Annotated in this window: 23 protein-coding genes; 12 read left to right on the forward strand and 11 right to left on the reverse strand. The window is 73.1% G+C overall.

Going from position 1 to position 25499, the window contains the following annotated elements:
- Positions 1–20: 20 nt before the first annotated feature.
- Both ABZ915_RS26240 and ABZ915_RS26245 read right to left on the reverse strand, forming a co-directional pair.
- Positions 21–1196, reverse strand: a complete 1176-nt coding sequence (locus tag ABZ915_RS26240; protein ID WP_361807866.1) for a serine/threonine-protein kinase — start codon at positions 1194–1196, stop codon at positions 21–23.
- A gap of 233 nt (positions 1197–1429) precedes the next feature.
- The gene (locus ABZ915_RS26245) at positions 1430–1681 is read right to left on the reverse strand and encodes a helix-turn-helix domain-containing protein (RefSeq protein WP_130329698.1); all 252 of its coding nucleotides are present in this window, start codon (positions 1679–1681) and stop codon (positions 1430–1432) included.
- Between the two features lie 583 nt (positions 1682–2264).
- Between ABZ915_RS26245 and panD the strand changes: the two genes are divergently transcribed.
- From panD to ABZ915_RS26260, 3 genes are all read left to right on the forward strand, one after another.
- Entirely contained in the window at positions 2265–2684 is a 420-nt protein-coding gene (gene panD, locus ABZ915_RS26250) for an aspartate 1-decarboxylase (RefSeq protein WP_361807869.1), read from the forward strand.
- A gap of 23 nt (positions 2685–2707) precedes the next feature.
- Complete coding sequence (locus tag ABZ915_RS26255; protein ID WP_361807872.1) at positions 2708–3052, forward strand: GNAT family N-acetyltransferase; 345 nt, start codon at positions 2708–2710, stop codon at positions 3050–3052.
- Between the two features lie 143 nt (positions 3053–3195).
- Positions 3196–3450, forward strand: a complete 255-nt coding sequence (locus ABZ915_RS26260) for a hypothetical protein (protein ID WP_361807875.1) — start codon at positions 3196–3198, stop codon at positions 3448–3450.
- An 85-nt stretch (positions 3451–3535) separates the two neighbouring features.
- Here the strand turns inward: ABZ915_RS26260 and gndA are convergent, their stop codons facing one another.
- Positions 3536–4975 (reverse strand): NADP-dependent phosphogluconate dehydrogenase, encoded by a 1440-nt coding sequence (gene gndA, locus ABZ915_RS26265; RefSeq protein ID WP_361807878.1) that lies wholly within the window; start codon positions 4973–4975, stop codon positions 3536–3538.
- 296 nt (positions 4976–5271) lie between these two features.
- On the opposite strand from gndA, the gene ABZ915_RS26270 reads away from it, so the two are divergent.
- Positions 5272–6474 carry a transglycosylase family protein gene (locus ABZ915_RS26270; RefSeq protein ID WP_361807881.1) on the forward strand — a complete coding sequence of 401 codons (1203 nt, stop codon included), beginning with the start codon at positions 5272–5274 and terminating at the stop codon, positions 6472–6474.
- On the opposite strand, the gene ABZ915_RS26275 is transcribed toward ABZ915_RS26270, so the two are convergent.
- Positions 6464–7687: a DMT family transporter gene (locus ABZ915_RS26275; protein WP_361807884.1), complete on the reverse strand. Its 1224-nt coding sequence runs from the start codon at positions 7685–7687 to the stop codon at positions 6464–6466. The genes ABZ915_RS26270 and ABZ915_RS26275 overlap by 11 nt on opposite strands.
- Positions 7688–7915: 228 nt before the next feature.
- Here ABZ915_RS26275 and ABZ915_RS26280 point away from each other — a divergent pair, with 228 nt between their 5' ends.
- The 3 genes from ABZ915_RS26280 to glgC are packed head-to-tail and all read left to right on the forward strand — an operon-like array spanning position 7916 to position 11142.
- The gene (locus ABZ915_RS26280) at positions 7916–8680 is read left to right on the forward strand and encodes a (2Fe-2S)-binding protein (protein ID WP_361807887.1); all 765 of its coding nucleotides are present in this window, start codon (positions 7916–7918) and stop codon (positions 8678–8680) included.
- Between the two features lie 38 nt (positions 8681–8718).
- The gene (gene glgA, locus ABZ915_RS26285) at positions 8719–9870 is read left to right on the forward strand and encodes a glycogen synthase (RefSeq protein ID WP_361807890.1); all 1152 of its coding nucleotides are present in this window, start codon (positions 8719–8721) and stop codon (positions 9868–9870) included.
- A gap of 51 nt (positions 9871–9921) precedes the next feature.
- Positions 9922–11142: a glucose-1-phosphate adenylyltransferase gene (gene glgC / locus ABZ915_RS26290; RefSeq protein ID WP_361807893.1), complete on the forward strand. Its 1221-nt coding sequence runs from the start codon at positions 9922–9924 to the stop codon at positions 11140–11142.
- Between the two features lie 4 nt (positions 11143–11146).
- On the opposite strand, the gene ABZ915_RS26295 is transcribed toward glgC, so the two are convergent.
- Positions 11147–11524, reverse strand: a complete 378-nt coding sequence (locus ABZ915_RS26295; protein WP_361807896.1) for a hypothetical protein — start codon at positions 11522–11524, stop codon at positions 11147–11149.
- Between the two features lie 163 nt (positions 11525–11687).
- On the opposite strand from ABZ915_RS26295, the gene ABZ915_RS26300 reads away from it, so the two are divergent.
- The 3 genes from ABZ915_RS26300 to ABZ915_RS26310 all read left to right on the forward strand — a co-directional run bounded on the left by ABZ915_RS26300 (position 11688) and on the right by ABZ915_RS26310 (position 17251).
- Positions 11688–14009, forward strand: a complete 2322-nt coding sequence (locus ABZ915_RS26300) for a GH92 family glycosyl hydrolase (RefSeq protein ID WP_361807899.1) — start codon at positions 11688–11690, stop codon at positions 14007–14009.
- Positions 14010–14158: 149 nt separating this feature from the next.
- Positions 14159–15517: a wax ester/triacylglycerol synthase family O-acyltransferase gene (locus tag ABZ915_RS26305; RefSeq protein ID WP_361807902.1), complete on the forward strand. Its 1359-nt coding sequence runs from the start codon at positions 14159–14161 to the stop codon at positions 15515–15517.
- A 240-nt stretch (positions 15518–15757) separates the two neighbouring features.
- Positions 15758–17251 (forward strand): SDR family NAD(P)-dependent oxidoreductase, encoded by a 1494-nt coding sequence (locus ABZ915_RS26310; RefSeq protein ID WP_361807905.1) that lies wholly within the window; start codon positions 15758–15760, stop codon positions 17249–17251.
- A 226-nt stretch (positions 17252–17477) separates the two neighbouring features.
- Here ABZ915_RS26310 and ABZ915_RS26315 read toward each other — a convergent pair whose 3' ends face one another.
- The gene (locus ABZ915_RS26315) at positions 17478–17882 is read right to left on the reverse strand and encodes a hypothetical protein (protein ID WP_361807908.1); all 405 of its coding nucleotides are present in this window, start codon (positions 17880–17882) and stop codon (positions 17478–17480) included.
- A 514-nt stretch (positions 17883–18396) separates the two neighbouring features.
- On the opposite strand from ABZ915_RS26315, the gene ABZ915_RS26320 reads away from it, so the two are divergent.
- Positions 18397–18570 carry a hypothetical protein gene (locus ABZ915_RS26320; protein WP_361807911.1) on the forward strand — a complete coding sequence of 58 codons (174 nt, stop codon included), beginning with the start codon at positions 18397–18399 and terminating at the stop codon, positions 18568–18570.
- 89 nt (positions 18571–18659) lie between these two features.
- Here the strand turns inward: ABZ915_RS26320 and ABZ915_RS26325 are convergent, their stop codons facing one another.
- The gene (locus tag ABZ915_RS26325) at positions 18660–20003 is read right to left on the reverse strand and encodes an amidase family protein (protein ID WP_361807914.1); all 1344 of its coding nucleotides are present in this window, start codon (positions 20001–20003) and stop codon (positions 18660–18662) included.
- Positions 20004–20111: 108 nt separating this feature from the next.
- Positions 20112–21509 (reverse strand): hypothetical protein, encoded by a 1398-nt coding sequence (locus tag ABZ915_RS26330; RefSeq protein ID WP_361808314.1) that lies wholly within the window; start codon positions 21507–21509, stop codon positions 20112–20114.
- Between the two features lie 137 nt (positions 21510–21646).
- Here ABZ915_RS26330 and ABZ915_RS26335 point away from each other — a divergent pair, with 137 nt between their 5' ends.
- Complete coding sequence (locus ABZ915_RS26335; RefSeq protein ID WP_361807917.1) at positions 21647–22900, forward strand: molybdopterin-dependent oxidoreductase; 1254 nt, start codon at positions 21647–21649, stop codon at positions 22898–22900.
- A gap of 313 nt (positions 22901–23213) precedes the next feature.
- Here ABZ915_RS26335 and ABZ915_RS26340 read toward each other — a convergent pair whose 3' ends face one another.
- Genes ABZ915_RS26340 through ABZ915_RS26350 form a run of 3 tightly spaced genes read right to left on the reverse strand, consistent with a single transcriptional unit; the run spans position 23214 to position 25449 of the window.
- Positions 23214–24119 (reverse strand): class I SAM-dependent methyltransferase, encoded by a 906-nt coding sequence (locus ABZ915_RS26340; RefSeq protein ID WP_361807920.1) that lies wholly within the window; start codon positions 24117–24119, stop codon positions 23214–23216.
- A complete protein-coding gene (locus ABZ915_RS26345; protein WP_361807923.1) occupies positions 24116–24733 on the reverse strand; it encodes a DUF2064 domain-containing protein in 618 nt (205 codons plus the stop codon). The genes ABZ915_RS26340 and ABZ915_RS26345 overlap by 4 nt, the downstream gene beginning before the upstream one ends.
- Positions 24730–25449, reverse strand: coding sequence for a glycosyltransferase family 2 protein (locus tag ABZ915_RS26350; RefSeq protein ID WP_361807926.1), 720 nt, complete (start codon positions 25447–25449; stop codon positions 24730–24732). Before ABZ915_RS26350 ends, ABZ915_RS26345 begins: the two co-directional genes overlap by 4 nt.
- Positions 25450–25499: the final 50 nt, after the last annotated feature.

Here is a 25499-nt window from a genome sequence, read left to right on the forward strand (position 1 = left end):
CAGCACCGTCAATGCAGGAGTCACAGAACGGGATCGGCGGCATACAACGCGCGCAGCTCGTCCGCGATCCGCTTCGACGCCAAGAGGCGTCCTCGGGCCGCGCCAGCCTTCGGAGGGTCGCTCCGCCTTCCGGACCCCAAAGTCGGCTTGGGCAGGAGAACCTCAGGCTCTTCTGGCTCCCGCTCCGGTTCGTCGGCTTCGGCCTGTGAAGCCCGCGGCGGGTCGTCGAGCGGGCTCACCGGTTCACTGTTCTCGACAAGATCAGCCTGCTCGTGGATGAGCTTCTCGAACGGCACCGTCGGCGGCTCACCAGGGGACGACGGAGCCTCGCCCCCCTTGGTGTGGGCGATCAGCGCGAGCCGGGCAGCCGCCGGTGTCGCCCCGGAGTCGGAGAGGACCCTCGCGCACGCTTCGGAGACCGCTGGCAGAGTCGGCCGCTCCTCCGGCGTGTGGGCGAGCATCGACTCCAGCAGGGGCACCAGCGGCGCAGGCACACCAGAAAGATCGGGAGCGATCTCGGGATTGGTGACTTGTGCCGCGATTGCTTCCCAGCGCGATCCGTCGTACGGATAATGGCGGGCCGCCGCGTACAGCAGGACCGTGCCCAGCGCGTACACATCTGCCGCGGGTGACACCTGCGGATGGCCGCCGGCCTGCTCCGGAGGCATGCACCGGACGGTGCCGATGATCATGCCACTGTGTGACAGCGTCTCCTGAGAGGAGTCCATGAACGCGCCCAGACCGAAGTCGATGATCATCGGGCCGTCATCGCCCAGGATGACGTTCTGCGGCTTCAGGTCTCGATGGAGCAACCCCGCCGCGTGGACTGCCGACAAGCCTTCGGCGAGCAACGCCCCGAGGCTGGCCGCCAGCGGCAGCGGAAGTACACCGTCGCTGTCCACACAGGCCAGCAGCGTGCGACCGGCCACGTACTCCATGGCCAGCCAAGGCCGGTCTGCATAAGGATCCGCGTCCAGGAAGCGGGCCACCCGGTTCGTGCCGATCACCGTGCGGGCGATCAGCGCCTCCTTCTCGAAGCGCGCACGCGTCAGCGGGTCGAGCTTGTCGTTGCGAATCACCTTCACCGCGACCGGATCACCTGCGGGCGTGTAGGCGAGATAGACCTCACCCATCCCGCCCGAGCCGAGCTCCCGCGCCACCGTGTACCGGCCGATCCGCGTGGGCACCCCGCTCATCCGCACCGACTCACCTTTCCACCGCGCCTCACCCGATCGGCGCTCTTGCCCGCCACACTCTAATCGGCCAAGAGGTCAGCCTGACGTGCTTTCGTCCTGATCAGGACGCCGAGCAACGCGATGCAAGCCGAAACCGGCCGTGAGGAAGTCGGGGCACCGGGATCTCCAGCAGCCGCTGGGTCGACGACTGCTGGGTGTCTGCGAGTGCGGGGCGGGCAGGAATCTGCCCGCTTCTAATGGATCTTCTGCTGCTCCAGCCACTTGAAGACCTCGGCCCTCTTGTACAGGACCTTGGCGTTCCTGCCTCGGCCGAGCTTGTAGCCCTTCAAGCCCAGTTTCGATGCCTCCCTATAGACCCAGCTCGTGGACATATTGAGCATCGCAGCGACCTCATAGGTGTCCATAAGGACGGGCTCGACGCTACGGCGCCTGCGCGACGAGTCGATATCGGTGCGGGTCTCGTCGGGGTGCGACTGCGGTCCCACGGGCAAGATGACTCCTTGAGGCTGGCCTGAGCCTGATCGCGGCAGCGGTTCGCGCTCTGCTCTGGTCGAATTCCAAACGTCCTTGACGCCCGCCCTGTGCCACCGCCAAGAGTCACCGGACGAGCCACAGCCATGGTCGTGAGAATCGCCGGTTTGGCTAACCGGCGATCCGTCGCTATGTTGCCGCGCTGCTTCGGTCACTCAAATTGATGGAGCTGTGGGCGCCTCCTCCTTTGAGGCGGGATACGAGGGGCCTGGGCCAGCTGACCCATGACGGCGCGTGGCCCGACTTCCGGTCGAGCGCCTCCCCTGACTGCCGTCCAGACCGTTCGCGTGACGGTGATCACGGACGTCCTTCGGGGGGTGCTACGTAGGCTTGGGTCGTCGCCACGCTGGGTCCGCGAGAGTGGGCGAAGCCCTCCTCCAGTCACCTGACGGGGTGTCAGGAAAGTCAGCAAGTGGTCAGCATGAGTCCTGAAAAACCTGGGGACAGCTGCCCGAACATGCGACTCGTTGTAGGGTGTCGAAACAGCCCTTGACCTGCAAAAATGCAGGCAGGGAGCCTACTTGTGGGAGTGCCCCGATGTTGCGTACAATGTTCAAGTCCAAGATCCACCGCGCCACCGTCACCCAGGCCGACCTGCACTACGTGGGATCGGTGACCATCGACGCCGACCTGCTCGACGCCGCCGACCTGCTGCCCGGTGAGCTCGTGCACATCGTCGACATCACCAACGGCTCGCGCCTGGAGACGTACGCCATCGAGGGGGAGCGCGGGTCGGGGGTCGTCGGGATCAACGGTGCCGCCGCGCACCTCGTGCATCCCGGGGATCTGGTGATCATCATCAGTTACGCTCAGGTGACCGACGCCGAGGCGCGGGCGCTGGAGCCGCGGGTCGTGCACGTCGACCGCGACAACCGGATCGTGGCCCTGGGCGCGGACGCGTCCGAGCCGGTGCCGGGCTCGGACCAGCAGCGCAGCCCGCAGGCCGTACGGGCCTGACCGACGCCATCAGGAGCGTGCCCATGAGCGACATCGACATCCGCGACGACCGGACGGCCGGGCGCCTCGAGGCGGTGGCCGGCGGTGAGGTCGTCGGGCGGATCGAGTACTTCGTCCTCGACGCCTCCCAGCGGGCGTTCGTGCCCGTGCACACGATCGTGGAACCGGCCCACGAGGGGAAGGGCATCGCCGGCTCCCTCGCCCGCGAGCTCTACACCATCGCCGAGCACGAGGGCGTCCCGGTGGCCCCGCTGTGCCCGTACGTCGTCAAGTGGGCCGCGCGGCACCCGGACGTCGCCCCGGCGCCCGACCCGGAACTGCTGGGCGCCGCGAAGGCGTGGCTGGTGGCGCATCCGGGCCGGTTCTGAGGAACGGGGGAGCGGCGGACAGGGGACGGGCGGCCGCCCGGCCGCTCTCCGCCACACCCCCGGCGGGTGAGTGGCGGAGCGGCCCGTCGGGTACGTGGGGGAGTAGTCCAGAGCCCACGTCGAGTGACTGGCCGGAGGGCACCATGACGAACCCGTACCCCGATCCGGTCCGGCCCGGACCGACGCCGGGCCCGGACCCGCAGCGCCCGGAACCGCCCCCGAACCCGGTCCCGCCGCCCGAGCCGTCCCCCGCTCCCGCGCCGCCCCCGGTGCCGGGGCCGAACCCCGTTCCGCAGCCGCCGCCCGAGCCGGGCGGCCCGCCGGAGCCCTCGCCGTCCCCGGTCCCGCCCGGCCCCGAGCCGGTTCCCGACCCCGAGCCGGGACCGCCGCTGACCTGACCCGGCGGGGGACCAACACGCCGGTGGGCGGCCACCCGGGCCGCCCACCGTCACGTACGCCCTCCTGCCGGAGACCTACGGAGACCTACGCGGACACCTCCGAGCGGTCCCCGCCCCACAGCGTGTGGAAGGAGCCGTCCCGGTCGACGCGTCGGTAGGTGTGCGCACCGAAGAAGTCCCGCTGGCCCTGGGTGAGCGCGGCGGGCAGACGCTCGGCGCGCAGGGCGTCGTAGTACGCGAGGGCCGCCGCGAAGCCGGGAGTGGCCACACCCTGCCGGGTCGCGGCGACGAGCACCTCGCGCCAGTCGTCCTGGGCCGCCGCGATCTCCTGCGCGAAGGTCTCGTCCGACAGCAGGCTCGGCAGGTCGGGCCGGGCGTCGTACGCGGCACGGATGCGGTCCAGGAAGGCCGCGCGGATGATGCAGCCGCCGCGCCAGATCGCGGAGACGGCGCCCAGATCGATGTTCCAGTCGTACTCCCCGCGCGCCGCGTCGATCTCGTGGAAGCCCTGCGTGTACGACACGATCTTCGAGGCGTACAGCGCCTGCTCCACCCGGTCCGCGAAGGCCCCCGCCTCCGCCTCGTTCAGCGCGGCCGGCTTCGGCCCCGCCAGGTCCCGCGAGGCCTCGCGCAGCGCCGCGTGGCCGGAGAGGGAACGGGCGAAGACCGCCTCGGCGATGCCGGAGACCGGAACACCGAGGTCGAGCGCGATCTGCACGGTCCAGCGGCCGGTGCCCTTCTGCTCGGCCTGGTCGACCACCACGTCCACGAACGGCTTGCCGGTGGCCTCGTCCACGTGGGACAGCACCTCGGCGGTGATCTCGATCAGGTAGGAGTCCAGTCGGCCCTGGTTCCAGGTCCGGAAGATGTCCGCGATCTGCGCGGGGGAGTACCCGGCGACATCGCGCAGCAACTGGTACGCCTCGCCGATCAGCTGCATGTCGGCGTACTCGATGCCGTTGTGCACCATCTTCACGAAGTGACCGGCGCCGTCCGGGCCGACATGCGTCACACAGGGCGCCCCGTCCGCCGCCTTCGCCGAGATCTTCTCCAGCATCGGGCCGAGGGAGTCGTACGACTCCCTCGGGCCGCCCGGCATGATGCTCGGGCCGTGCAGCGCGCCCTCCTCGCCGCCGGAGACGCCCATGCCGACGAAGTGGATGCCCTGCTCGCGCAGCGCCTTCTCCCGGCGGCGGGTGTCCGCGAAGTGCGCGTTGCCACCGTCGATGATCATGTCGCCGGGCTCCAGGAGCGGCGCGAACTCCTCGATCACCGCGTCCGTCGGACCACCGGCCTTGACCATGATGACCAGCCGGCGCGGCCGCTCCAGTGCCGCCACGAACTCCTTGGCGGTCTCGGCCGCGATGAAGTCGCCCTCGTCCCCGAACTCCTCCACCAGGGCGTGCGTGCGCGACGCCGTCCGGTTGTGCAGCGCGACCGTGTAGCCGTTGCGCGCGAAGTTCCGGGCCAGGTTGCGGCCCATCACCGCGAGTCCCGTGACGCCGATCTGGGCTGAAGTGCTCATACCGCCTGCTCCCTAACTACCTCGTGAGTACGGCCCCGCCAGTATTGCCGCAGTGGTGCCCTCAGCCCATCCTGACGTGCCGCTACGGCGGGCGCACATCCGACCCGCCAGGCTTGATTACGCACGGAAGGCGCCCCTCGCCTCACCGCGACCCCGGACCGGCCGGACGCGGTCCCGGCAAGGGGGGCCGATTCCCGGCCACTTGGACGCCGGAGGCGGCCGATTGCCGTCTTGTCATGGCCTGTTCGCAGCGCTTACTTTTGCCGCTCCTGACGCATGGCTAGGGGGCTTGAGACATGGCCGTACGCGGTCGGCACCGCCGGTATCAGCCGAACAGGATCAACCGCGCCTCGCTCACCGTCACCGCGGGCGGCGCGGGCCTCGCCATCCCCCTCGTCGCCGCCGGCAGCGCCGCCGCGGCCGACGCGGCCACCTGGAACAAGGTCGCCGCGTGCGAGTCCAGCGGCAACTGGAGCATCAACACGGGCAACGGCTACTACGGCGGACTCCAGTTCACCCAGTCCACCTGGGAGGCCTACGGAGGCACCGCGTACGCGGCCCGCGCCGACCTCGCCACCCGTGACCAGCAGGTAGCCGTCGCCGAGAAGGTCCTCGACGGACAGGGACCCGGCGCCTGGCCGGTGTGCTCGGTACACGCCGGCCTCACCCGGGGCGGCGGCACACCCGGTGTCCACCCCGACGGCGGCGCGACCCACCCGGCGAAGACCACGCACAGCTCGCACAGCTCGCACAGCTCCGTGAAGGACGTCCAGCCGCAGACCACCCCGCAGTCCCGGGCCGGCAAGGCCGAGATGTACACGGTGGTGCACGGCGACACGCTCTCCCAGATCGCCGCCGACGAGCAGGTGCGGGGCGGCTGGCAGCGGCTGTACGCGGGCAACCGCACGACCATCGGATCCGATCCCGACCTGATCATCCCCGGGCAGCGGCTGAGCCTGCACGCCAAGGCGTCCCCGGCCGCCGACACCCGCACCCCGGCCAAGTCCGCGAAGAAGAAGGAGCCTTCGCAGAAGAAGGCGTCCACGCACCACGGCCACTCCACGCACCACACCCACTCCACGTCCACGAGCAGCCACTCGCTCGTCGCCCCCGTCGACGCCGCCATGGGCACGCCCTACCACGCCGCCGGTTCGCACTGGTCGAAGGGCTACCACACCGGCGTCGACTTCCTCGTACCCACCGGCACCTCCGTCAAGGCGGTCGCGGCCGGTCATGTGGTCGCCGCGGGCTGGGGCGGCTCGTACGGCTACCAGGTCGTGATCCGGCACTCCGACGGCCGCTACTCCCAGTACGCCCATCTGTCGGCCATCTCCGTGAAGGCCGGGCAGTCGGTGGGCGAGGGCCAGCGCATCGGCCGCTCGGGGGCCACCGGGAACGTCACGGGCCCGCATCTGCACTTCGAGGTGCGGACGGGGCCCGGTTTCGGTTCGGACGTCGACCCGGTCGCCTATCTCCGGGCCGGCGGCGTCAGGATCTGACCCTCGCGCGGTGCCGTTCGAGCACCGGCAACGGGACGTACAGGCTCGCGTAGGGGGCCGGGATCAGGATCGCGACGTCGTCGACCAGGCTCTCGACATCGTCCGGGACGGTGTCCGGCACGGCGGCGTCCGACAGTACGGTGTCCGCCATCACGGTGTCCGCCATCACGGTGTCCCCCTGGGCCGTGTCGCCCAGGGGCTCCGCGGTGCGCTGCTGGGGGAACGCCATGGGCGCCTCCCCGAGGCCGAGACCGCCGAGCGGTGACACCGGGTCGCCGGCCGTGTCAGCCGCCGGCTCCGGCACCAGCTCGGGTTCCGGCGACAGCTCCGGTCCGGCCGCGGCCTCCGCCCCTGTCTCCGTGGCGTGCGGGGCGTCCGGAGCGTGCTCCAGCCGCTCCGTCGTCAGCAGGATCAGGCCACCGGCCGCCACCACGCCGCAGCTCAGGGCGAGCGCGGTGCCCGTGGCGCCGTACCGGAAGGTTTCGCCGAACATCGTGATGCCGACCGCGGCGGCCAGCACCGGGTTGACCACCGTGAGCGTGGCGAGCGGCGCCGCGAGGCCGCCGCCCCGGTAGGCCGCCTGCGACAGCAGCACGCCCGCGACGGCGAAGACGCCGATCATCCCCAGGGAGGGCAGGTCCGCCGCCGAGACGCCGCCGGTCCAGTCGACCGCGACGGTCTTGGTGAACACCGACGACATGCCGAAGGCTATGCCGGAGCCGGTGGCGAGCAGCACGCTGCGCACCGCCGGGTGCCGGTGCGCGGCGCGGCCGGCGATCATCAGCGCGACGACCGCCCCGCCGGTGACCAGCGCGACGCCGACCCGTTGGGCCGCGTCCAGTGCGTGACCGTCGGCGCTGGTGCCGACGAGGGAGAGCAGGCCGGCCAGTCCGACGGTGGCCATGACGGCACCGCGCCAGGCGGTCGCCCCGGCCTTGCGGCCGACGAACAGCGCGGCCATGGGCAGCGCGAAGACGATGGTCAGCGCGCCCAGCGGCTGCACCAGGCTGAGCGGACCGTAGGCCAGCGCGACGACGTGCAGCACTCCGCCGAGGCCGTTCAGCGCGAGCGCCGCCCACCAACTCGGGCGGCGCAGCGGCGCGTACTGCCCGTTGGGGGAGGACAGCGCCACCTGCTCCTGCACGATCGCCCCGCCCGCGTACGCGACGGCGGAGACGAACGACAGCAGCACGGACAACGCGAGGGCGCTCATCAACGGCTCCTCTGCGTGGGGCGGGGGCCCGGGGCCCGGCGCGGCGAACGGTCGGCTTCCATGACGAACACTCTGCCCGCTCGGCTTCTTCCCGTCGTCGTCCCTGAGCAGGCAATGGGTCCTACTGCCGATGGAGTACGCGTGGCGCCCGATCCTCCCCAGGGTGGGCGACGCGGGGTGGACACCGCCTCGACGGGGCCCGGGCCGGCCCTGGTACTACTCTCGTCCGTGGACCTCGACCCCCAACTCGCCGCGCTCCGCCCGCTCGGCGGCTTCTTCGTCCTGCGTACGACCGCGAGCACCGGCGCGGCCCCGCCCGGCCCGCTGCCGACGCTCGCGCAGACCTACGCGGGCACGGCGTCCCACCTGCGGCGAAGTGCCCTGACCGCGCGGGTCGAGACCGTCGCCCGCCGGCTGCGCACCCCCGAACCGCGGGTCGCCGCGTCGATCGCCCACCAGGGACTCGCGGCCCGTCTGTGGTCGGCGGCCCTCGGCTGTGCCGCCCTGTACGGCCGCCTCCCCGGCCTGGACCCGGCGCTGCTGCTCTGGGACTTCGCCGCGACCGCGCCCGACGACCTGTGGCTGACCGAGGTGCGCCCGATCCCGGGAGACGCGAACCCCGCGGACGCCGACACGCTCGCGGACGCCGTACTGCACGCCCACCTCGGGCCCCTAGGGGACGCCCTAGGGGCCCGCTACGGGGTCGCGACGGGACTGCTGCGGGGCAACGCCGGCTCCGCGCTGGCCGGCGCGGCCCGCGGGCTCGACCGGTGGGCGCGGACGAACGGCCGTACGGACGTGGCCGACCGGGCCCGTACCCTCACCGCCGCCCTCTTCACCCACCCCCTGCTGAGCACCACCGGCACCCTCACCGGCACCGGCTTCCGCCGCCGCAGCTGCTGCCTGTACTACCGGGTGCCGGGCGGCGGTGTCTGCGGTGACTGTTGTTTCCCACGACCGCCGCGCCCTTCCCCGCGCGCCGCATCTGGGTGACCATGGGAGTCCGGCCGTGTGAGACCAGGGAGTTGCCGGTGCGAGTGGGACTGCTTTCCCGGGAGTACCCCCCGGACGTGTACGGCGGAGCGGGCGTCCACGTCGAGTTCCTGGCCCGGGAGTTGCGGCCCCTGGTGGACCTCGAGGTGCACTGCTGGGGCGAGGGCCGCGGGGTCGGCGTCGTACGCCACCGGCCGTGGTCCGTGCTGGACGGGACCAACGACGCGCTGCGCACCCTCTCCGTGGACCTGGCCATGGCCGGCGCGCTGGAGGGCCGCGAACTCGTCCACTCCCACACCTGGTACGCCAACCTCGCGGGCCATGTCGCCAAACTGCTGTACGGCGTCCCGCACGTGGTCACCGCCCACTCGCTGGAGCCGCTGCGCCCCTGGAAGGCCGAGCAACTCGGCGGCGGATACGCCCTGTCCGGATGGGCGGAGCGCACCGCGGTCGAGGCCGCCGACGCGGTGATCGCGGTGTCGGGCGCCATGCGCGAGGACATCCTCGGCTGCTACCCGGCGCTGGACCCGGCGCGCGTGCACGTCGTGCACAACGGCATCGACACCACTCTCTACCGGCCGGATCCCGGCACCGACGTGCTGCGCCGCGTCGGCCTCGACCCCGACCGGCCCTACGTGCTGTTCGTCGGCCGCATCACCCGCCAGAAGGGTGTGCCCCATCTGCTGCGGGCGGTCCGCGACATCGACCCGGCCGCGCAGGTCGTGCTGTGCGCGGGGGCGCCCGACACCCCGGAGATCGACCGGGAGTTCCGCGACCTGTTCCAGGAGCTCAGCCGCGTCCGCGCGGGCGTGCACTGGATCCCGCAGATGCTGCCGCGCGCGGAGGTGATCCAACTCCTCACGCACGCCGCCGTGTTCGTCTGCCCGTCGGTGTACGAACCGCTCGGCATCGTCAACCTGGAGGCGATGGCCTGCGGCACGCCGGTCGTGGCCTCCCGGGTCGGCGGCATCCCCGAGGTGGTGGAGGACGGGGTGACCGGCCTCCTCGTGGCGGCCGACGACGACTTCGAGAGGGGCCTCGCCCGCGCGCTGGACACCGTCCTCGGCGATCCGCGGGCGGCCGCGCGGATGGGCGAGGCCGGACGGGAGCGCGCGGTGGGCGTGTTCGGCTGGGACGCGGTGGCCCGGCGCACGGTGCGGCTGTACGAGGAGATCCTCAAGCAGGCTTAGCCCGCGCCACCCGGGGCAGGCATGGTGTCAACCACGGTGAGGGGAGCGGCCATGCGTCGTGGCGGACCTTCGGTGCTCGGAATCGTCCTGGCGGGCGGAGAGGGCAAACGCCTGATGCCGCTGACCGCGGACCGCGCCAAACCAGCGGTCACCTTCGGCGGTACCTACCGCCTCGTCGACTTCGTACTGTCCAACCTCGTCAACGGTGACATCCTGCGCATCTGTGTGCTGACCCAGTACAAGTCGCACTCGCTGGACCGGCACATCACCACCACCTGGCGGATGTCCAGCCTGCTCGGCAACTACGTCACCCCGGTCCCGGCCCAGCAGCGGCTCGGCCCGCGCTGGTACCTGGGCAGCGCGGACGCCATCCTCCAGTCGCTGAACCTGGTGCACGACGACGGGCCAGAGTACGTCGCGGTGTTCGGCGCCGACCACGTGTACCGCATGGACCCCCGGCAGATGCTCCGGCAGCACATCGAGGGCGGCGCGGGTGTGACGGTGGCCGGGATCCGCGTCCCGCGCTCGGAATCCTCCTCCTTCGGCGTGATCACCCCGGGCTCCGACGGGCAGACCGTGGAGCGCTTCCTGGAGAAGCCCGCCGATCCGCCGGGCCTCGCGGACGACCCGGAGTGCGTGTTCGCCTCGATGGGCAACTACATCTTCACCACCAAGGCCCTGATCGAGGCCCTGCACCGGGACGCCGAGGACGACGGTTCGGTGCACGACATGGGCGGCTCGATCCTGCCCCAGCTCACCGCCCGCGGCGAGGCGCAGCTGTACGACTTCAGCGCCAACCACGTCCCCGGCGAGACCATCCGCGACCAGGGCTACTGGCGGGACGTCGGCACCCTCGACGCCTACTACGACGCCCACATGGACCTGATAGCCGAGCGCCCCGCCTTCAACCTCTACAACCGCCAGTGGCCGGTCTACACCCACTCCGGCCAGCTCTCGCCCGCCCGCTTCAACGCCGGTGGTATCGCGAGCGAGTCCATCATCAGCGCGGGCTGCCTGATCCGCGGCCAGGTCACCCGGTCCGTGCTCTCCCCGGGCGTACGGGTCGATCCGGGCGCGGTCGTCCAGGGCTCCGTGCTGCACGACAACGTCCGCATCGGCCGGGGCGCGGTCGTGCGCGGGGCGGTCCTCGACAAGAACGTCGAGGTGCCGCCCGGCGCGACGATCGGCGTCAACCCGGAGCGGGACGCGGAGCTGTACACCGTGTCCAAGGGCGGGGTGATCGCGCTCGGCAAGGGGCAGCAGGTGCCGTAGCGGCTCAGCCGGACAGCGGCGGGAAGTGGGTCATGGTCACCTCGCTCGTCCGGCGCAGGTCGTCGGCGAGGCTGAACCGGAGGTACTCGCTGCCGGGCTCGGTGTGCACGGGCACGTGCCCCGGCGGGGCGTAGAAGGCTTCCCCGCCGCGGTACACCTCGTCGTGGTCCGGGTAGCGGAACGTGAGCTCGCCCTTGAAGACGTATCCCCAGTGCGCGCACTGGCAGCGGTGCTCGGGCAGTCCCTGGAGCAGCGAGGTGTGGTCGACGTCCTCGCGGAACGTCAGGAAGTCCACCGTGTAGGGCTCGAGGTCCTCGGAGTGGTCGACCACCGGGCCGTAGTCGCCGCCCTGCGTGGCCGTGTCCCTGGAAACCTTCGGCATCGTCCTCGCCTTCTTCCCGCTGAGGGTGCCGTCCTCCCTCCGCGGAGGGGGCTGCCTCCATTGTTGGCGCGCGACGCGTTCCGCGCGATCCGCGCGCCCTCCCCGGCTTCACGGCCTCCGGCCCGCAGGATGCGGACAACGATGTCGAACCTCCGGAGGTCATATGAGAGGGACCCGGCGCCCGCGGCTGTTCCTGGCCGGGGTGATGGCGGCGTCCGCGCTGCTCGCCACCCCCGCCGCACGGGCCGCAGAGCCGTCCGACGGCCACCTCACCGACCTGGTCAACCCCTTCATCGGGACCCAGAACGAGGGCAACACCTTCCCCGGCGCGGCCGTGCCCTTCGGCATGGTGCAGCTCTCGCCCGACACCGGGCACAGCACCGGCTACGACCACTCCCAGGACCACATCCGCGGCTTCTCCCTGGTCCACCTCTCGGGCGTCGGCTGCCGGATCGGCGGCGACCTGCCCGTGCTGCCGACCACCGGCGAGGTCACGGAGACCGACTACGCCCGGTACGCGGCCGGCTTCCGGCACCAGGACGAGACGGCGAGCCCCGGCTACTACCGGGTCGGCCTGGACTCGGGGATCGAGGCCGAGCTCACGGCCACCGAGCGCACCGGCGTGCAGCGCTACACCTTCCCCGCCACCGACCACGCCAACGTCCTGCTGAACGCGGCGCAGGCGCTGCACAAGCCGGTCACCAGCTCGGTGGAGATCCTCGACGACCGGACCGTGCGCACCACGATCACCGGCCACGGCTTCTGCCGGGAGACCGGCCCGTACACCGTGTACACGGTCACCCGTTTCTCCCGGCCCTTCACCGCGTACGGCACCTGGGACGGCGCCACGGTCACCGCGGGCTCCCGGAAGGGGCACGGCGGCGCCTACGTACGCTTCGACGCCACCCGGGACCGCACCGTCGAGGCGGCCACCGCCCTGTCGTACGTCGACGCGCGCGGCGCCGAGGTCAATCTGCGCGCCGAGGGCGGACGTTCCTTCGACACCGTCCGCGAGCGGGCCCGGCAGGCCTGGGAGAGGCGTCTCGGCGCCGTCCGGGTCCGGGGCGGTGACGCGACCCTGCGCCGCACCTTCTACTCGTCGCTGTACCGGTCCTTCCTCGCCCCCAGCACCGGCAGCGACGCGGACGGCCGCTACACCGGCTGGGACCGGCGGATCCACCGGGCCGAGGGCTTCACGTACTACCAGAACTGGTCGCTGTGGGACACCTACCGCACCCAGTGCCAGCTCCTCGCCCTGCTCGCACCCCGGGAGGCGCGGGACATGGCGATCTCGGTGGTCAGGGTCGACGAGGACGGCGGCTGGCTGCCCAAGTGGGGCTACGGGCCCGTCGAGACGAACATCATGACCGGCGACCCGGTGACCCCGTTCCTGACCACCGCCTACCAGACGGGCCTGCTCAAGGGGTACGAGGAGCGGGCCTACCGGGCGCTGCGGAAGAACGCCGACGGCGTGCCGCCCGCCGGCTACCCGGGTGTGGGCCGGGAGGCCAACGCGGAGTACCTCGCGGGCGGATTCGCGCCGTACATCAAGGATCGCCCGCGCACGAAGCCGGGCGACTCCGACTACCACCAGGGAGCCTCCGTCACCCTGGAGTACGCCCTCTCGGACGCGATGCTCGCGCAGATGGCCCGCGCCCTAGGCCACCACGAGGACGCGGCCCGCTATGCGGCCCGGTCGCGCAGCTACCGCAACGTCTTCGACCCCTCGACCGGCTTCTTCCGGGCCCGGGACGCCGCCGGCGCATTCACCGGCCCGGCCGACCCGGCCGGCAGCGTGGGCTTCCACGAGGGCACCGCCTGGCAGTACCAGTGGCTGGTGCCGCAGGACATCCCCGGCATGGTCGGCCTGATCGGCGGCGAGCACGCGGCGAACGACCGGCTCGACGCGTTCTTCGCCTACGACAGGCTGGTCGCGGACCCGGCCCGGACCGCGCGTGAGGTGTGGGTGCACGGCGGTGCCTACGACTACTACAACGCGGACAAGTACAACCCGCAGAACGAGCCCGACCTCATCGCGCCGTACACCTATCTCTCGACCGGCGAGCCGTGGAAGACGACCGACGTGGTGCACGCCGCGCTGACCCTGTTCACGGACACCCCGACCGGTATGACCGGCAACGACGACCTCGGCACGATGTCCGCCTGGCACGTGCTGTCGTCGATCGGTCTCTTCCCGGTGCAGCCCGGCTACGGCACCTGGGGACTGTCCACGCCCGTGTTCGACCGGGTCGACCTCACGCTGGACCGCCGCTACTGGCCCCGCGGCACCTTCACGGTCACCGCGCCGGGGACCTCGGCGACCGACCGCTACGTCCAGGCGGTGCGCGCGGGCGGGGCGGCCCATCACCGGACCTATCTGACCACCCGTGAGCTGCGGTCCCTGCGCTCCCTGGCGTTCACGGTCGGCCCGCGCCCGTCGGAGTGGGGTACGTCACCCCAGGCGGCGCCTCCGGCGCTGAAGTGACCTCAGGCGTCCCGTGTGTCCCGCCCGTTTCGCCAGGGGCGGGACTTAATCTGCTGTTAACTGAGCGTAGCCTGACCGTACTTGACCGTAATCGCCTAGCGAGGATTGACTTCAGACTCACCCCCCACCCGTCGACGCGAGGCAAGCCATTGACTTCCGACCCGCTCGCTCCTCTCGACCTGGCGTTCTGGAACATCGAATCCGACCGGCACCCGATGCACCTCGGCGCGCTCGGCGTCTTCGCGGCGCACTCGCCCACCGCCGGCGCCCACGCGGCCGACCTGCTCGCCGCCCGTGCCGCCGCCGTGCCCGGTCTCAGAATGCGCATCCGCGACGTGTGGCAGCCGCTCGACCTGCGCCGGCCGGGCCGACTGGGCTCCTTCGGCGGCGCGGCCCGTGAGGAGGACCCCGGCTTCGACCCGCTCAACCACGTGCGGTTGCACGCCCCGACCGGCGACTTCCACGCCGTGGCCGGCCGGCTCATGGAACGCCCGCTGGAGCGCGCCCGGGCCCCCTGGGAGGCGCACGTCCTGCCCGGCGAGGACGGGGTGTCCTTCGCGGTCCTGTTCAAGTTCCACCACGCGCTGGCCGACGGCCTCAGGGCACTGACGCTGGCCGCCGCCGTGCTGGACCCGATGGACCTGCCGGCGCGCCGCCCACGCCCCGTCGAGCCGCCGCGCGGGCTGCTGGCCGACCTGCGCGGACTTCCCGGCCGGCTGCCGGGTGTGCTGCGCGGCACGCTGTCCGACGTGGGCCGGGCCCTGGACATCGGCGCCTCCGTCGCCCTGTCCACCCTGGGCGTGGCCTCCTCCGCGGCGCTGGCCTCCGGCTCCAGCGGCACCCGGCGCACCGCCGGGGTCGACCTGGACATCGACGATGTGCACCGGGTGCGCAAGGCCGTCGGCGGCACCGTCAACGACGTCCTCATCGCCGTCGTCGCGGGCGCCCTGCGCCGCTGGCTGGACGAGCGCGGCGACGGCAGCGAGGGCGTGGCGCCACGCGCCCTGATCCCGGTCTCCCGGCGCCGCCCGCGCACCGCGCACCCACAGGGCAACCGGCTCTCCGGCTACCTGATACGGCTCCCGGTCGGCGACCCCGACCCGCTCGCCCGCCTCGCCCGGGTCCGTACGGCGATGGACCGCAACAAGGACGCCGGCCCCAACCGGGGCGCGGGCGCCGTCGCGCTGCTCGCCGACCACGTGCCCGCCCTCGGCCACCGGCTCGGCGGACCGCTCGTCGGCCAGGCCGCCCGGCTGTGGTTCGACATCCTGGTCACCAGCGTGCCGCTGCCCGGCCTCGGCCTCCGGCTCGGCGGACACCCCCTGACCGCGGTCTACCCCTTCGCCCCGCTCGCCCCCGGCCAGTCCCTCGCCGTCGCGATCTCCACCTACCGCGGCCGCGTCCACTACGGCCTCGTCGCCGACGCCGAGGCCGTACCGGACCTGGACCGTCTGGCCCGGGCGGTGACGGACGAGGTGGAAACCCTGCTCGCGGTCTGCGTTCCCTGAAGGGGGCGCAGACCGGCGCCGGGCCCGGGCCGGCCGGTCCGGGAGGTGACGTGCGCGTACTCGCACGTCCCGGCCGGTCCCGGCCGGTGGGTTGCCGCGTGGCGGGGGCGGTGGTGGTCCGGGTCGCGCGGTCCGAGCGGAGCGGTTTGGCGGTGGGGGCCCGCGCTGCCGTAAAATCCCCCGTTCGGAGGCGGGCGCGAGTCGGAGCGCTGCGCAGGTGATCAGGGAAGCGGCAGCGCGATGACGGTGACACAGGACGGCCCGATGGCCGAGGACGAGGCGGTCTACGGCCCCGGCATCGACCCCGAGCGCCTGGCCGTCTGCCTCGGTGTGCTCGAGGAGCTCGGCAAGCTGGAGGTCGACCACCCCGACGCCATCGCGGTGCGCCGGGCCACGGCCGGCATCTACCGCACGGTCAAGCAGCGCCGCCGCCAGGAGCGCCGGGCCACCAAGACGGCACACGACAAGGCGGTCACCGAGGCCACCGCGACCGGCTCCGCCCAGCGCATCGACGACGAGACGGAGGGCATCCTGCCGTCGTCGATCACCGAGGAGGGCAGGATCGCGGGGATACTCCAGCGCCCGCGCTCCTGCTACACCTGCAAGACCCGGTACGTCGAGGTCGACTACTTCTACCACCAGCTCTGTCCGGACTGCGCCCGGACGAACCGGGTCAAGCGCGACGCCAGGGCCGACCTCACCGGCAAGCGCGCGCTGCTCACCGGCGGCCGCGCCAAGATCGGCATGTACATCGCGCTGCGGCTGCTGCGCGACGGCGCCCACACCACGATCACGACCCGCTTCCCCAAGGACGCCATCCGCCGCTTCAAGGCCATGGACGACTCGGCGGACTGGATGCACCGGCTGGAGGTCGTCGGGATCGACCTGCGCGACCCGGCGCAGGCCGTGGCCCTCGCCGAGCAGGTCGCCGCGGCGGGCCCGCTCGACATCCTGGTCAACAACGCGACGCAGACCGTGCGCCGCCTGCCCTCCGCGTACGCGGCCCTGGTCGAGGGCGAGAGCGCCCCGCTGCCCGCCGGGGAACTCCCCGCCCACCACGTCATCGGCGCCTTCGGCTCCGGCGCCGTCGACGGCATCGCCGCACTGCCCCTCGGCACCAGCGGCCTGGACGCACAGAAGGTCGCCGACCTCGCGCTCGTCGCGGGCAACGCCAGCGTCGCCCGGCACCTCGACGGCACCGCCATCGACGCGGGCGGTCTCGTCCCCGACGTCGTCGAGACCAACACCTGGGTGCAGACCATCGACCAGATCGCTCCGGTCGAGCTGCTGGAGACCCAGCTGTGCAACTACACGTCGCCGTTCATCCTGATCAGCGCCCTGCGCCCGGCGATGGCGGACGCCGCGAAGAAGGCCGCCAGCGGCCGTGCGTACGTCGTCAACGTCTCGGCGATGGAAGGTGTCTTCAGCCGCGGCTACAAGGGCGCCGGGCACCCGAACACCAACGCCGCCAAGGCGGCCATGAACATGGTCACGCGGACCAGCGGCCAGGAGATGTTCCAGACCGACGGCATCCTCATGACCTCCGTCGACACCGGCTGGATCACCGACGAGCGTCCGCACTACGACAAGCTGCGCCTGGCCGAGGCCGGCTTCCACGCCCCGCTCGACCTGGTCGACGGCGCGGCTCGCGTCTACGACCCGATCGTGCGCGGCGAGGCGGGCGAGGACCTGTACGGCGTCTTCCTGAAGGACTACGCGCCGGGCAAGTGGTGATTCGGCGCCCGAACAGGCCCAACGGGCGTTAAACCGTTGGCCTGTTCGGGCAGCGGCGCCCTACCCTGGGGGACGAAGCGCCGAAGTGCCCGGTGCGCAGGTAACGCGTTCTTCGTGGTTCGATTCCACACAGGTCCACCATCCCGGGCCTGTGGCCCCTCGGGGGGCAAACCGCGTCACCGACCCGACCTCGGGCACCCGGCGCTCGCTGCCGTGTCCGCGGCCGTCAGTCGACCGCTCCCAGGCGGGAGTTGCGCGCCGCCACCAGCTCCAGCACCGTGCGCCAGTCCTCCAGGACCCCGGCGTCGAAAGCGACGACCGCGCCCTCCTCGACGGCATGACGCAGGCGCAGCAGATCGTCGTCGCCGGGACCGGCATCGCCGGGCTGCCCGCGCACGAGCCGGCACACCCGCTCCCCGAGCAGTGAGCGCACCGCGCGGGCCGCGGCGTCCGCCTGACCCGCCCGGTCACCGGGCCCGAGCAGCCGTCCGATTCCCGAGACCAGCCCGGCCACCTGGAGTTCCTTGTCGGCCGGCCGGGCGCGCCGCAGCAGCGCGGCGGTGCGCAGCCCGGTGTCGTACCGGCAGGCGTACAGCAGATCCATCAGCTCCTCGACGCTGCGCAGCTCCATGCGTCAGTCCTCCCGCGAGACAGCCGTTGCCGCCCGCCAGGAGATCATGGCCGGCTTTCCACTCGGCCAACGGCACTTGAACTGCGCGACGTCTGCGACCGTCAGCGGCGTTGCCGACGCTTGACTCCGCTGCGCGCCAAGGATCCCGAAGATATGTTCGATTGCGTAGGCCGATCGAGTGGATTTCAAAAGGTGCATTGTCGGGCAAACGGGTGCATAGTCGGGCCGACGGTCGCCCAGATGACGCGCGAAAGTTACACCTTGTTTGCACTCCCTATCGAGCGGACCCCCGCTCATTTGGTTAATCTGGAGCAGGCGGACAGCAGCACGGGGTCCCACCCACACCCATGGTCCGTCCCGGGGCGAGCCGGTGCACACCGGCCTGCTCTTGTACGAGTTACCGGCGCCACCGCGTCCGAACTGGCCTTCTATCCAGACCCAAGCGGGCGTCAGGCGGCGGATCACAGACTGTCCGGTACGCCCCGAGGGTGACCCGACACATAAGGAGTGCGCGGTGACACCGGAGAAGACGAATCGCGATCAGCGCCCCAAGGAACGCACCGAGCGCGCGGGCCGCGGGCCCGCGGAGCTCGGCAGCCTCGACGTGTGGGCCAGGTCCGCCCCGATCCGCCTCGCGGGCTACGAGGACGACCTCGCCGAACCGCACATCCTGCCGAGCGTGGACTGACCCTCCACGGGGTCGGACCCGTCGCGATCGCCGAAGGCATGGGCGTGTGGGACTGACGCCCATGCCGATCAGGGAAGCCGGGTCGCGCGTCAGCCGATCGGTGCCGTCCGCTGCCACGGGCGCAGGCCCTCCAGCTGCTCCGCGACCTCCAGCAGAAGCCCCTCGGACCCCGGACGGGTGACCAGTTGTACGGCGCCGGGCGCACCGGAGGGCAGGGCCCCGAAGGGCACGGACATCGCCGGCCAGCCGGTCAGATTCCACGGCGGGGTCAGCGGCGAGTAGTTCGTGTTGACCAGCACATTGCGCAGCCAGCCCCGCTCGTGCCAGGGCCCGGCCTTGGGCGAGCGCCGGGCGAGGGCCGGGGTGAGCAGCACGTCGTGCTCGGCGAAGAACGGCTCCAGGCGGCGGCGCAGCCGCTCCCGCTGCTCGCCGGTGCGGACCGTGCGGACGAAGCGGCGCCCCACCGCCGCGTGCACCCGGGTCCGCCGGGCCAGCCGCGCCGGGTCCAGGTCTTCGGCGTCCACCGCGGTGCCCGCCGTCCAGTGCGTCAGCGCGGTGACGCCCAGCGACGCCGGATACGGCGGCTCGGCGCGCCGCAGCCGGTGCCCCGCCCCGGCCAGCAGTCCCGCCGCCTCCCGCACCGCGCTCGTGTACGGCTTCCCGATGCTCACCCCGAGCAGCGGACTGCGCAGCGACACGGCGATGCCGAGCGGGGCGGGGTCCGCCCGGGGCCCGAACTCCGCGTCCGCGAGGACCGACAGCATCAGCCGCAGGTCCTCGACCGTGGTCGCCAGCGGACCGTTCTCGGACATGCCGAACCAGTCGCCGTGGCCGATGCCCGCCGGCACCACCCCGTGCCCCGGCTTCAGCGTGACCAGCCCGCAGTTGGCGGCCGGGATGCGCAGACTGCCCATGCCGTCGTTGCCGAGGGCGACCGGCACCAGGCCGGCGGCCACCGCGGCGGCGCTGCCGCCGGAGGAGCCTCCCGCGGTCCGCGACAGGTCCCACGGGTTGCGCGCGGTGCCGTGCACGCCCTCGGTGGTGCCGAAGACGCACAGCTCCGGCACGTTCGTCAGCCCCACGACCACCGCGCCCGCCGCCCGCAGCCGGGCCACGGTGACATGGTCGCCGGCCGCGGGCGCCTCGGAGGTCGCGGCGGAGCCGTTGCGGGTCGCCTCGCCGCGTACGGCCAGGTTGTCCTTGACCGCCACCGGCACACCGGCCAGCGGGAGTTCCGCCAGATCGGTGCGGCCCGCCACCTCGTCCGCCTCGACCAACGCCGCCTCGGCCCGCACCGTCCGGAACGCGCCGGTGCGGGGGCCGAGCCGCTCGATCCGGGCGAGGTGCTCCGCCACCACCTCGCGGGGCGTGACCCGCTTGTCGCGTACGGCGGCGGCGATCTCGGCGGCGGTCCGGCCGGCCCAGCTGGTCACGGGCGCTCCTGGAGGGGAGGGGACATGGATGTACCGGTCGGTAGGCCCGGTACGTAGGGAGAACTGTGCCCGCTCACCCGCCCCGCGTCGAGAGGCCCCGACCCCCGCTCACCAGGTGGTGAGCAGCAGGTGGTTGACCAGCAGGGCGAGGACCGCCTGGGCGGCGAGCCAGACCCGGGGCCGGGTGAGGAACGCGCAGGCCGGCAGGAGCCACATCGCGAACGGCAGCCAGATGCGTTCCGTCTCCGCCTTGCTCATGCCGGACAGGTCGGCGACGAGGAGGGCCAGCAGGGCGGCGAGGACGAGCAGGGCCAGGCGCGCCTCGGCGGCGGCCACCGGGGGAGCCCCGGGTGCCGGGCGGTCGAGCGGGGCGCGGCGCTCGCGGGCGAGCGCGCCGCCGGCCCGGCCCAGACCGGCCGGCGTGGCGAGGCCGGTGATCACCACCGTGCAGGCCAGGTTCGCCCAGACCCAGTAGCCGTAGGGCCGGGTGCCGCCCGCTCCCTGGTAGTAGCGCGTGATCAGCAGGTGGTAGGCCTCCCACCAGTCGAACCCGGCCGCGCTGAAGGCGGCCGGCACCACGGCCGCCCCGGCGAGCACCGCCCCGAGCAGCAGCGGACGCTCGCGGACGCGGTGCCGGCCGAGGAACAGCACCGCCGCCAGGATCACCGCGAAGAGCGTGAGGCCGTAGGAGAGGTAGCAGGTGAGCCCGAACAGCAGCCCGGAGCCCGCCGCCCACCACACCGACCGCCCGGTCACCGCGAGGGCGAGCAGCGCCACGGCCCAGCAGGCGACGGCCGCGAAGTACGCGTCGGCCGAGACGCCCAGCCACACCGCGGCCGGCGCCAGCACCAGGAACGGTGCCGCCCGCCGCGCCGGAGCGTCCCCGGCGAGCGTGCGTACCGCGACCAGGACCGCCACACAGGCCGTGGCACCGACCGTGACGCACCACACCGCCGCCCAGCCGCCGCCGCGCAGCCCGATCCGGTCGAGGAGGACGAACGTCAGCGTCGCGGCCGGCGGGTGCCCGGCGACATGGGTGGGCCAGGGATCGGGCGTGCCCCACACGATGTGGTGGGTGAAGTCCCGCAGGGCGGCCGGGATGTCGTCGAAACGGCCGACGGCCCGGAGGTACTCGGTGCGGGTGGTGAGCCGGCCCGCGACGCCCCGCTGCCAGCCGTCGACCAGCGCGAGGGACCAGATCCAGGCCATGGCCGCCACCCAGGCCGCGGCGAGCAGCGCCCCGGGGCGCAGCCGGGCCGCGAGCCCCGGCCCGTACGCCACCACCCCGGCCGCCACCAGGACGGCGGCCGGCGTGCCGGGGCCGAGGTGCGGGTCCCAGTCGGCGTGCAGCGGGGGCCAGTGGACGAACAGCGTGTGGCGGCTGCCCTGGATGCGGCGGCCGACGACGACGGCGGTGAGTACGAGCAGGACGGCGGCCACGACGGCGTACAGATCGCGACGGTCGCGCGAGTCACGACGGTCGCGGGGGCCACGGCGGTCGCGCAGGTCACGGCGGAGAGGGCGGGTCACACCGGAACGCTAGGCCGCACCGCGGTCGCGGGGCCGGTGCGCGCGGCGGACGTCAGCGTTTCGTCATGGGTCGCGGGCCTGCCGGCGGGCCCCCATCGGCCTACGGTCGGAACATGAGCGATCCACGGCTCCCCACCTCTCCCGGCTTCTGGCGCAGCCCGCTGCGCGGCCCCTGGTTCACCTCGGTGCTCGGCCTCGTCCTCCTCGTCGGCGTCACCGTGCTGTTCGTGACGGGACTGGTGTCGTACGCCGCCTACAACCCGGGCCTCGCGCCGGTCAACGACCAGACCCCGGACAAGGGGATCCTCGGCTTCTACCTGTTCGCCTGGCCGACGAACCCGTACTGGCTGTACCGGTTCACCCAGGGCGTCCACGTCACGCTGGGCCTCACCCTGATCCCGGTGCTGCTGGCCAAACTGTGGTCCGTCGTGCCGAGGCTCTTCGCCCTGCCGCCGGCCCGGTCCCTCGCCCACGCCCTGGAGCGGATCTCACTGCTCCTGCTCGTCGGCGGCGGCCTGTTCGAGTTCACCACCGGCGTGCTCAACGTCCAGCTCGACTACGTCTTCCCCGGGTCCTTCTACCCGCTGCACTTCTACGGCGCCTGGGTCTTCTTCGCCGCGTTCGTCGCGCACGCGGCGCTGAAGCTGCCGGCGGCGGTGCGCAACGTGCGCCGGATGCGGGACGAGGACGGCGAGGCGGAGCAGGCGGGCGAGACCGGGGACCTGGTCCCGCCGCGGCCGGATCAGCCCACCGTCTCACGGCGCGGCGCGCTGTGGCTGGTCGGCGGCGGCTCGCTGCTGCTGTTCCTGACCAGCGCGGGCCGCAGCTTCGACGGGCCGCTGCGCCGGACCGCCCTGCTCACCCCGCACGGCGGCGCCGAGCCCGGCGGCGGACCGAACGGCTTCCAGATCAACAAGACGGCCGCGTACGCGGGCATCGACACGGCGGAGACGAGCGAGGAGGCGTGGCGGCTGGTCGTCACCGGCCGCACCGGCACCGTCCGGCTCAGCCGCGCCGACCTGCTGCGCATGCCGCAGCACAGCTCCGCGCTGCCGATCGCCTGCGTCGAGGGCTGGTCCACCTCCGACCAGTGGTGGCGGGGCGTGCCGCTGCGCGACCTCGCCGCCCTCGTCGGGTACGACGACCCGCCCGACGTCTTCGTCGAGTCGCTCCAGCGGCACGGCGGCTTCCGCCGGGCGGCCCTGCGCGCCAACCAGACCGCCGACCCGCGCTCCCTGCTCGCCCTGGCCGTCAACGGCGAGGACCTGAGCCCCGACCACGGCTTCCCGGCCCGGGTCATCGTGCCCGCGGCGCCCGGTGTGCTCAACACCAAGTGGGTGGCCCGGATGACCTTCGGAGACCTGTGATGCCCCGCCGGATCCCGCTCGGCAGCCCCTTGCAACTGCTGCTGCTCGTCTGCTCGTTCGCGCTCGCCGGATACGCCGGGCTGCGGCTCCTCGCGGGCGACTGGTTCAAGGTGGCGCTGTGGTTCGTGGGGGCTGCGCTGCTGCACGACCTGGTGCTGCTGCCGCTGTACGCGGCGGCCGACCGCGCCCTCGTAGGCGCGCTGGGCGCGGTCGGGCGGCGCAACCTGGTGCTGTACGTCCGGGTGCCCGCCGCGCTGTCCGGGCTGCTGCTCCTGGTGTGGTTCCCGCTGATCAGCGGCCAGGTGAGCGCGCGCTACCGGTCGGCCGCGGGGCTCTCGGCGGACGGCTTCCTGTCCCGCTGGCTGCTGATCACCGCCGTGCTGTTCGGCGGCTCCGCGCTGCTGCTGGCACTGCGGGTGCTGCGGCTGCGGCGGTCGCGCAGGGCGACGAAGCGGCGGGCACCGGCCGTCCACTGATCCTCGGCACGCCAGCCCGCCCGAGCCGCGTGCCGGAGCAGGGCCGGCGTGCCGAGCCGCGCCCAGGGGAACGGGCGGGCGGCCGGTCCCGCCGCGGCCGTCGCGTCCACGACCTGGACCCGGGCGCGTTCGTCGACGTCGACCGGCGCGGTCTCCACGACCAGCAGCCCGCCCGGGGCGAGCAGCCGGGCGAGCCGGTCCAGCAACGCCGCCGGGTCCCCGCCGATGCCGATGTTGCCGTCCAGCAGCAGCGCGGTGCCCCAGCCGCCCTCGTCCGGCAGCGGCTCGAAGACGGAGCGGCGCAATGCCGTACCGCCCCGCCGGACCGTGCGGGCGACGGCCGTCTCGCTGACGTCGATACCGAGGACCCGCCGCCCCTGCGCCGCGAGCGCGGCCACCAGCCGGCCGGGGCCGCAGCCCACGTCGAGCACGGCGCCCTCGCACCGTGCCAGCACCCCCAGGTCCGTCTCGTCGGCCCTGGCGCACCAGCGTTCCACCTCCAGCGGCAGCAGCCACCCGTCGGCCCGCCGCAGGAACAACGGGCCGCGTCCGGTCCGCAGTGCGGCGGAGTAGGAGTCGTCGGTGGACCAGGCGGGCGCCGACTCGCCGGGGTCGGGGGCGGCCGTGGACGGACCGTCGCCCGGCCGGGCGGGCGCGGGCACACGGGCGCCGGGAGTACGGGTCCCCGGTGGCCGGGGCGGAGCCGTGGCGCCCGGGAGACCGAGGCCGTGGGCGGCGGTCACCGGCCCGCCGCCGCGGTCAGGCGGGCGAACCGGGCGGCGAAGCGGCCGTGCGGGGCTAGGGCGGCGACCGCGCGCGCGTCGGCGGCCGTGTCGACGTCCCGCAGCCGGGGCAGATCGCGCACCCGCAGGCCCGCGGCGACCAGCCGGTCCCGCTGCGCGGCACCCGTCACCGGCGTCGACATGGGCACGCCCCGCAGCAGGCCGGGGTCGGGCGACGCCAGGCCGAGCGCCCAGAAGCCACCGTCCTCGGCCGGGCCGAACCACGCGTCGCAGTCGTCGAAGCCGACGGTCAGCAGTCGCGGGGTCACCTGCGGAGTGTCCATGCCGATGAGCAGGGCGGGCCCGTCGCATCCGGCGAACGCCGCGGCCAGCCGTTCGTCCAGCCCGCCCGCGCACTGCGGTACGACGTCGAAGCCGGGCGGCAGCCACGGCCCGGGGTTCCCGTCGAGGACGAGGACCCGCCGGCCGGCGGGCGCCGCGGCCACGCTGTGCAGGGTGTCCGCGAGGGCCGCCTCGGCGAGCTCGGCCGCCTCACCGGCGGTGAACGGCGGGGTCAGCCGGGTCTTGACCCGGCCGGGCCGGGGCTCCTTGGCGATGACGAGCAGCGTGATCACCGGGGGCTGCCTCCTCGGACGGCCGGGCGGGCGGGCGCCTCGGCGAGGACGCGGCTCATGTCCCGTACCGCCTGCCAGGTGCCGCGCCAGGTGCCGGTCACCTTCGAGGCGCCGGAGCGTGGCCGGTAGGGGACGTCGTGCTCGGTGATGCGCCAGCCGGCGTCGGCGGCACGCACCACCATCTGGAGCGGGTAGCCGCTGCGCCGGTCGGTGAGGTCCAGGGCGAGCAGCGGTTCGCGACGGGCGGCGCGCAGCGGCCCGAGGTCCTTCAGACGCAGCCCGGTGCGGCGGCGCAGCATCCGGGTGAGCGCGAGGTTGCCGGCCCGTGCGTGCGCGGGCCAGGCGCCCCGGCCCTGCGGACGGCGCCGGCCCAGCACCAGGTCGGCCCGGCCGGCGCGCACCTCCCGCACGAAGGGCACCAGCAGCGCCGGGTCGAGCGAGGCGTCGCAGTCGCAGAAGCAGACGATGTCGGCGTCGGCGGCGGTGAGCCCCGCGTGGCAGGCGGCGCCAAAGCCACGGCGCGGCTCGTGCACCACGGTCGCGCCGAGCGCGCGGGCGACGTCCGCCGAGCCGTCGGTGGAGCCGTTGTCCACGACCAGCGCGCGCCAGCCGGGCGGAATGCGGGCCAGGACCCAGGGCAGGGCTTCGGCCTCGTCGAGACAGGGGAGCACCACGTCGACCCCTGTGGGTGTGGGAGTGGTCGTCACGGTTCTCACCCTACGAACGCGAAACGAGCATATCGGGCTTCGGCTTCTTACGAAACGCG

The organism is Streptomyces sp. NPDC046915, assembly GCF_040644935.1.
In the GTDB taxonomy this organism is placed as follows: domain Bacteria; phylum Actinomycetota; class Actinomycetes; order Streptomycetales; family Streptomycetaceae; genus Streptomyces.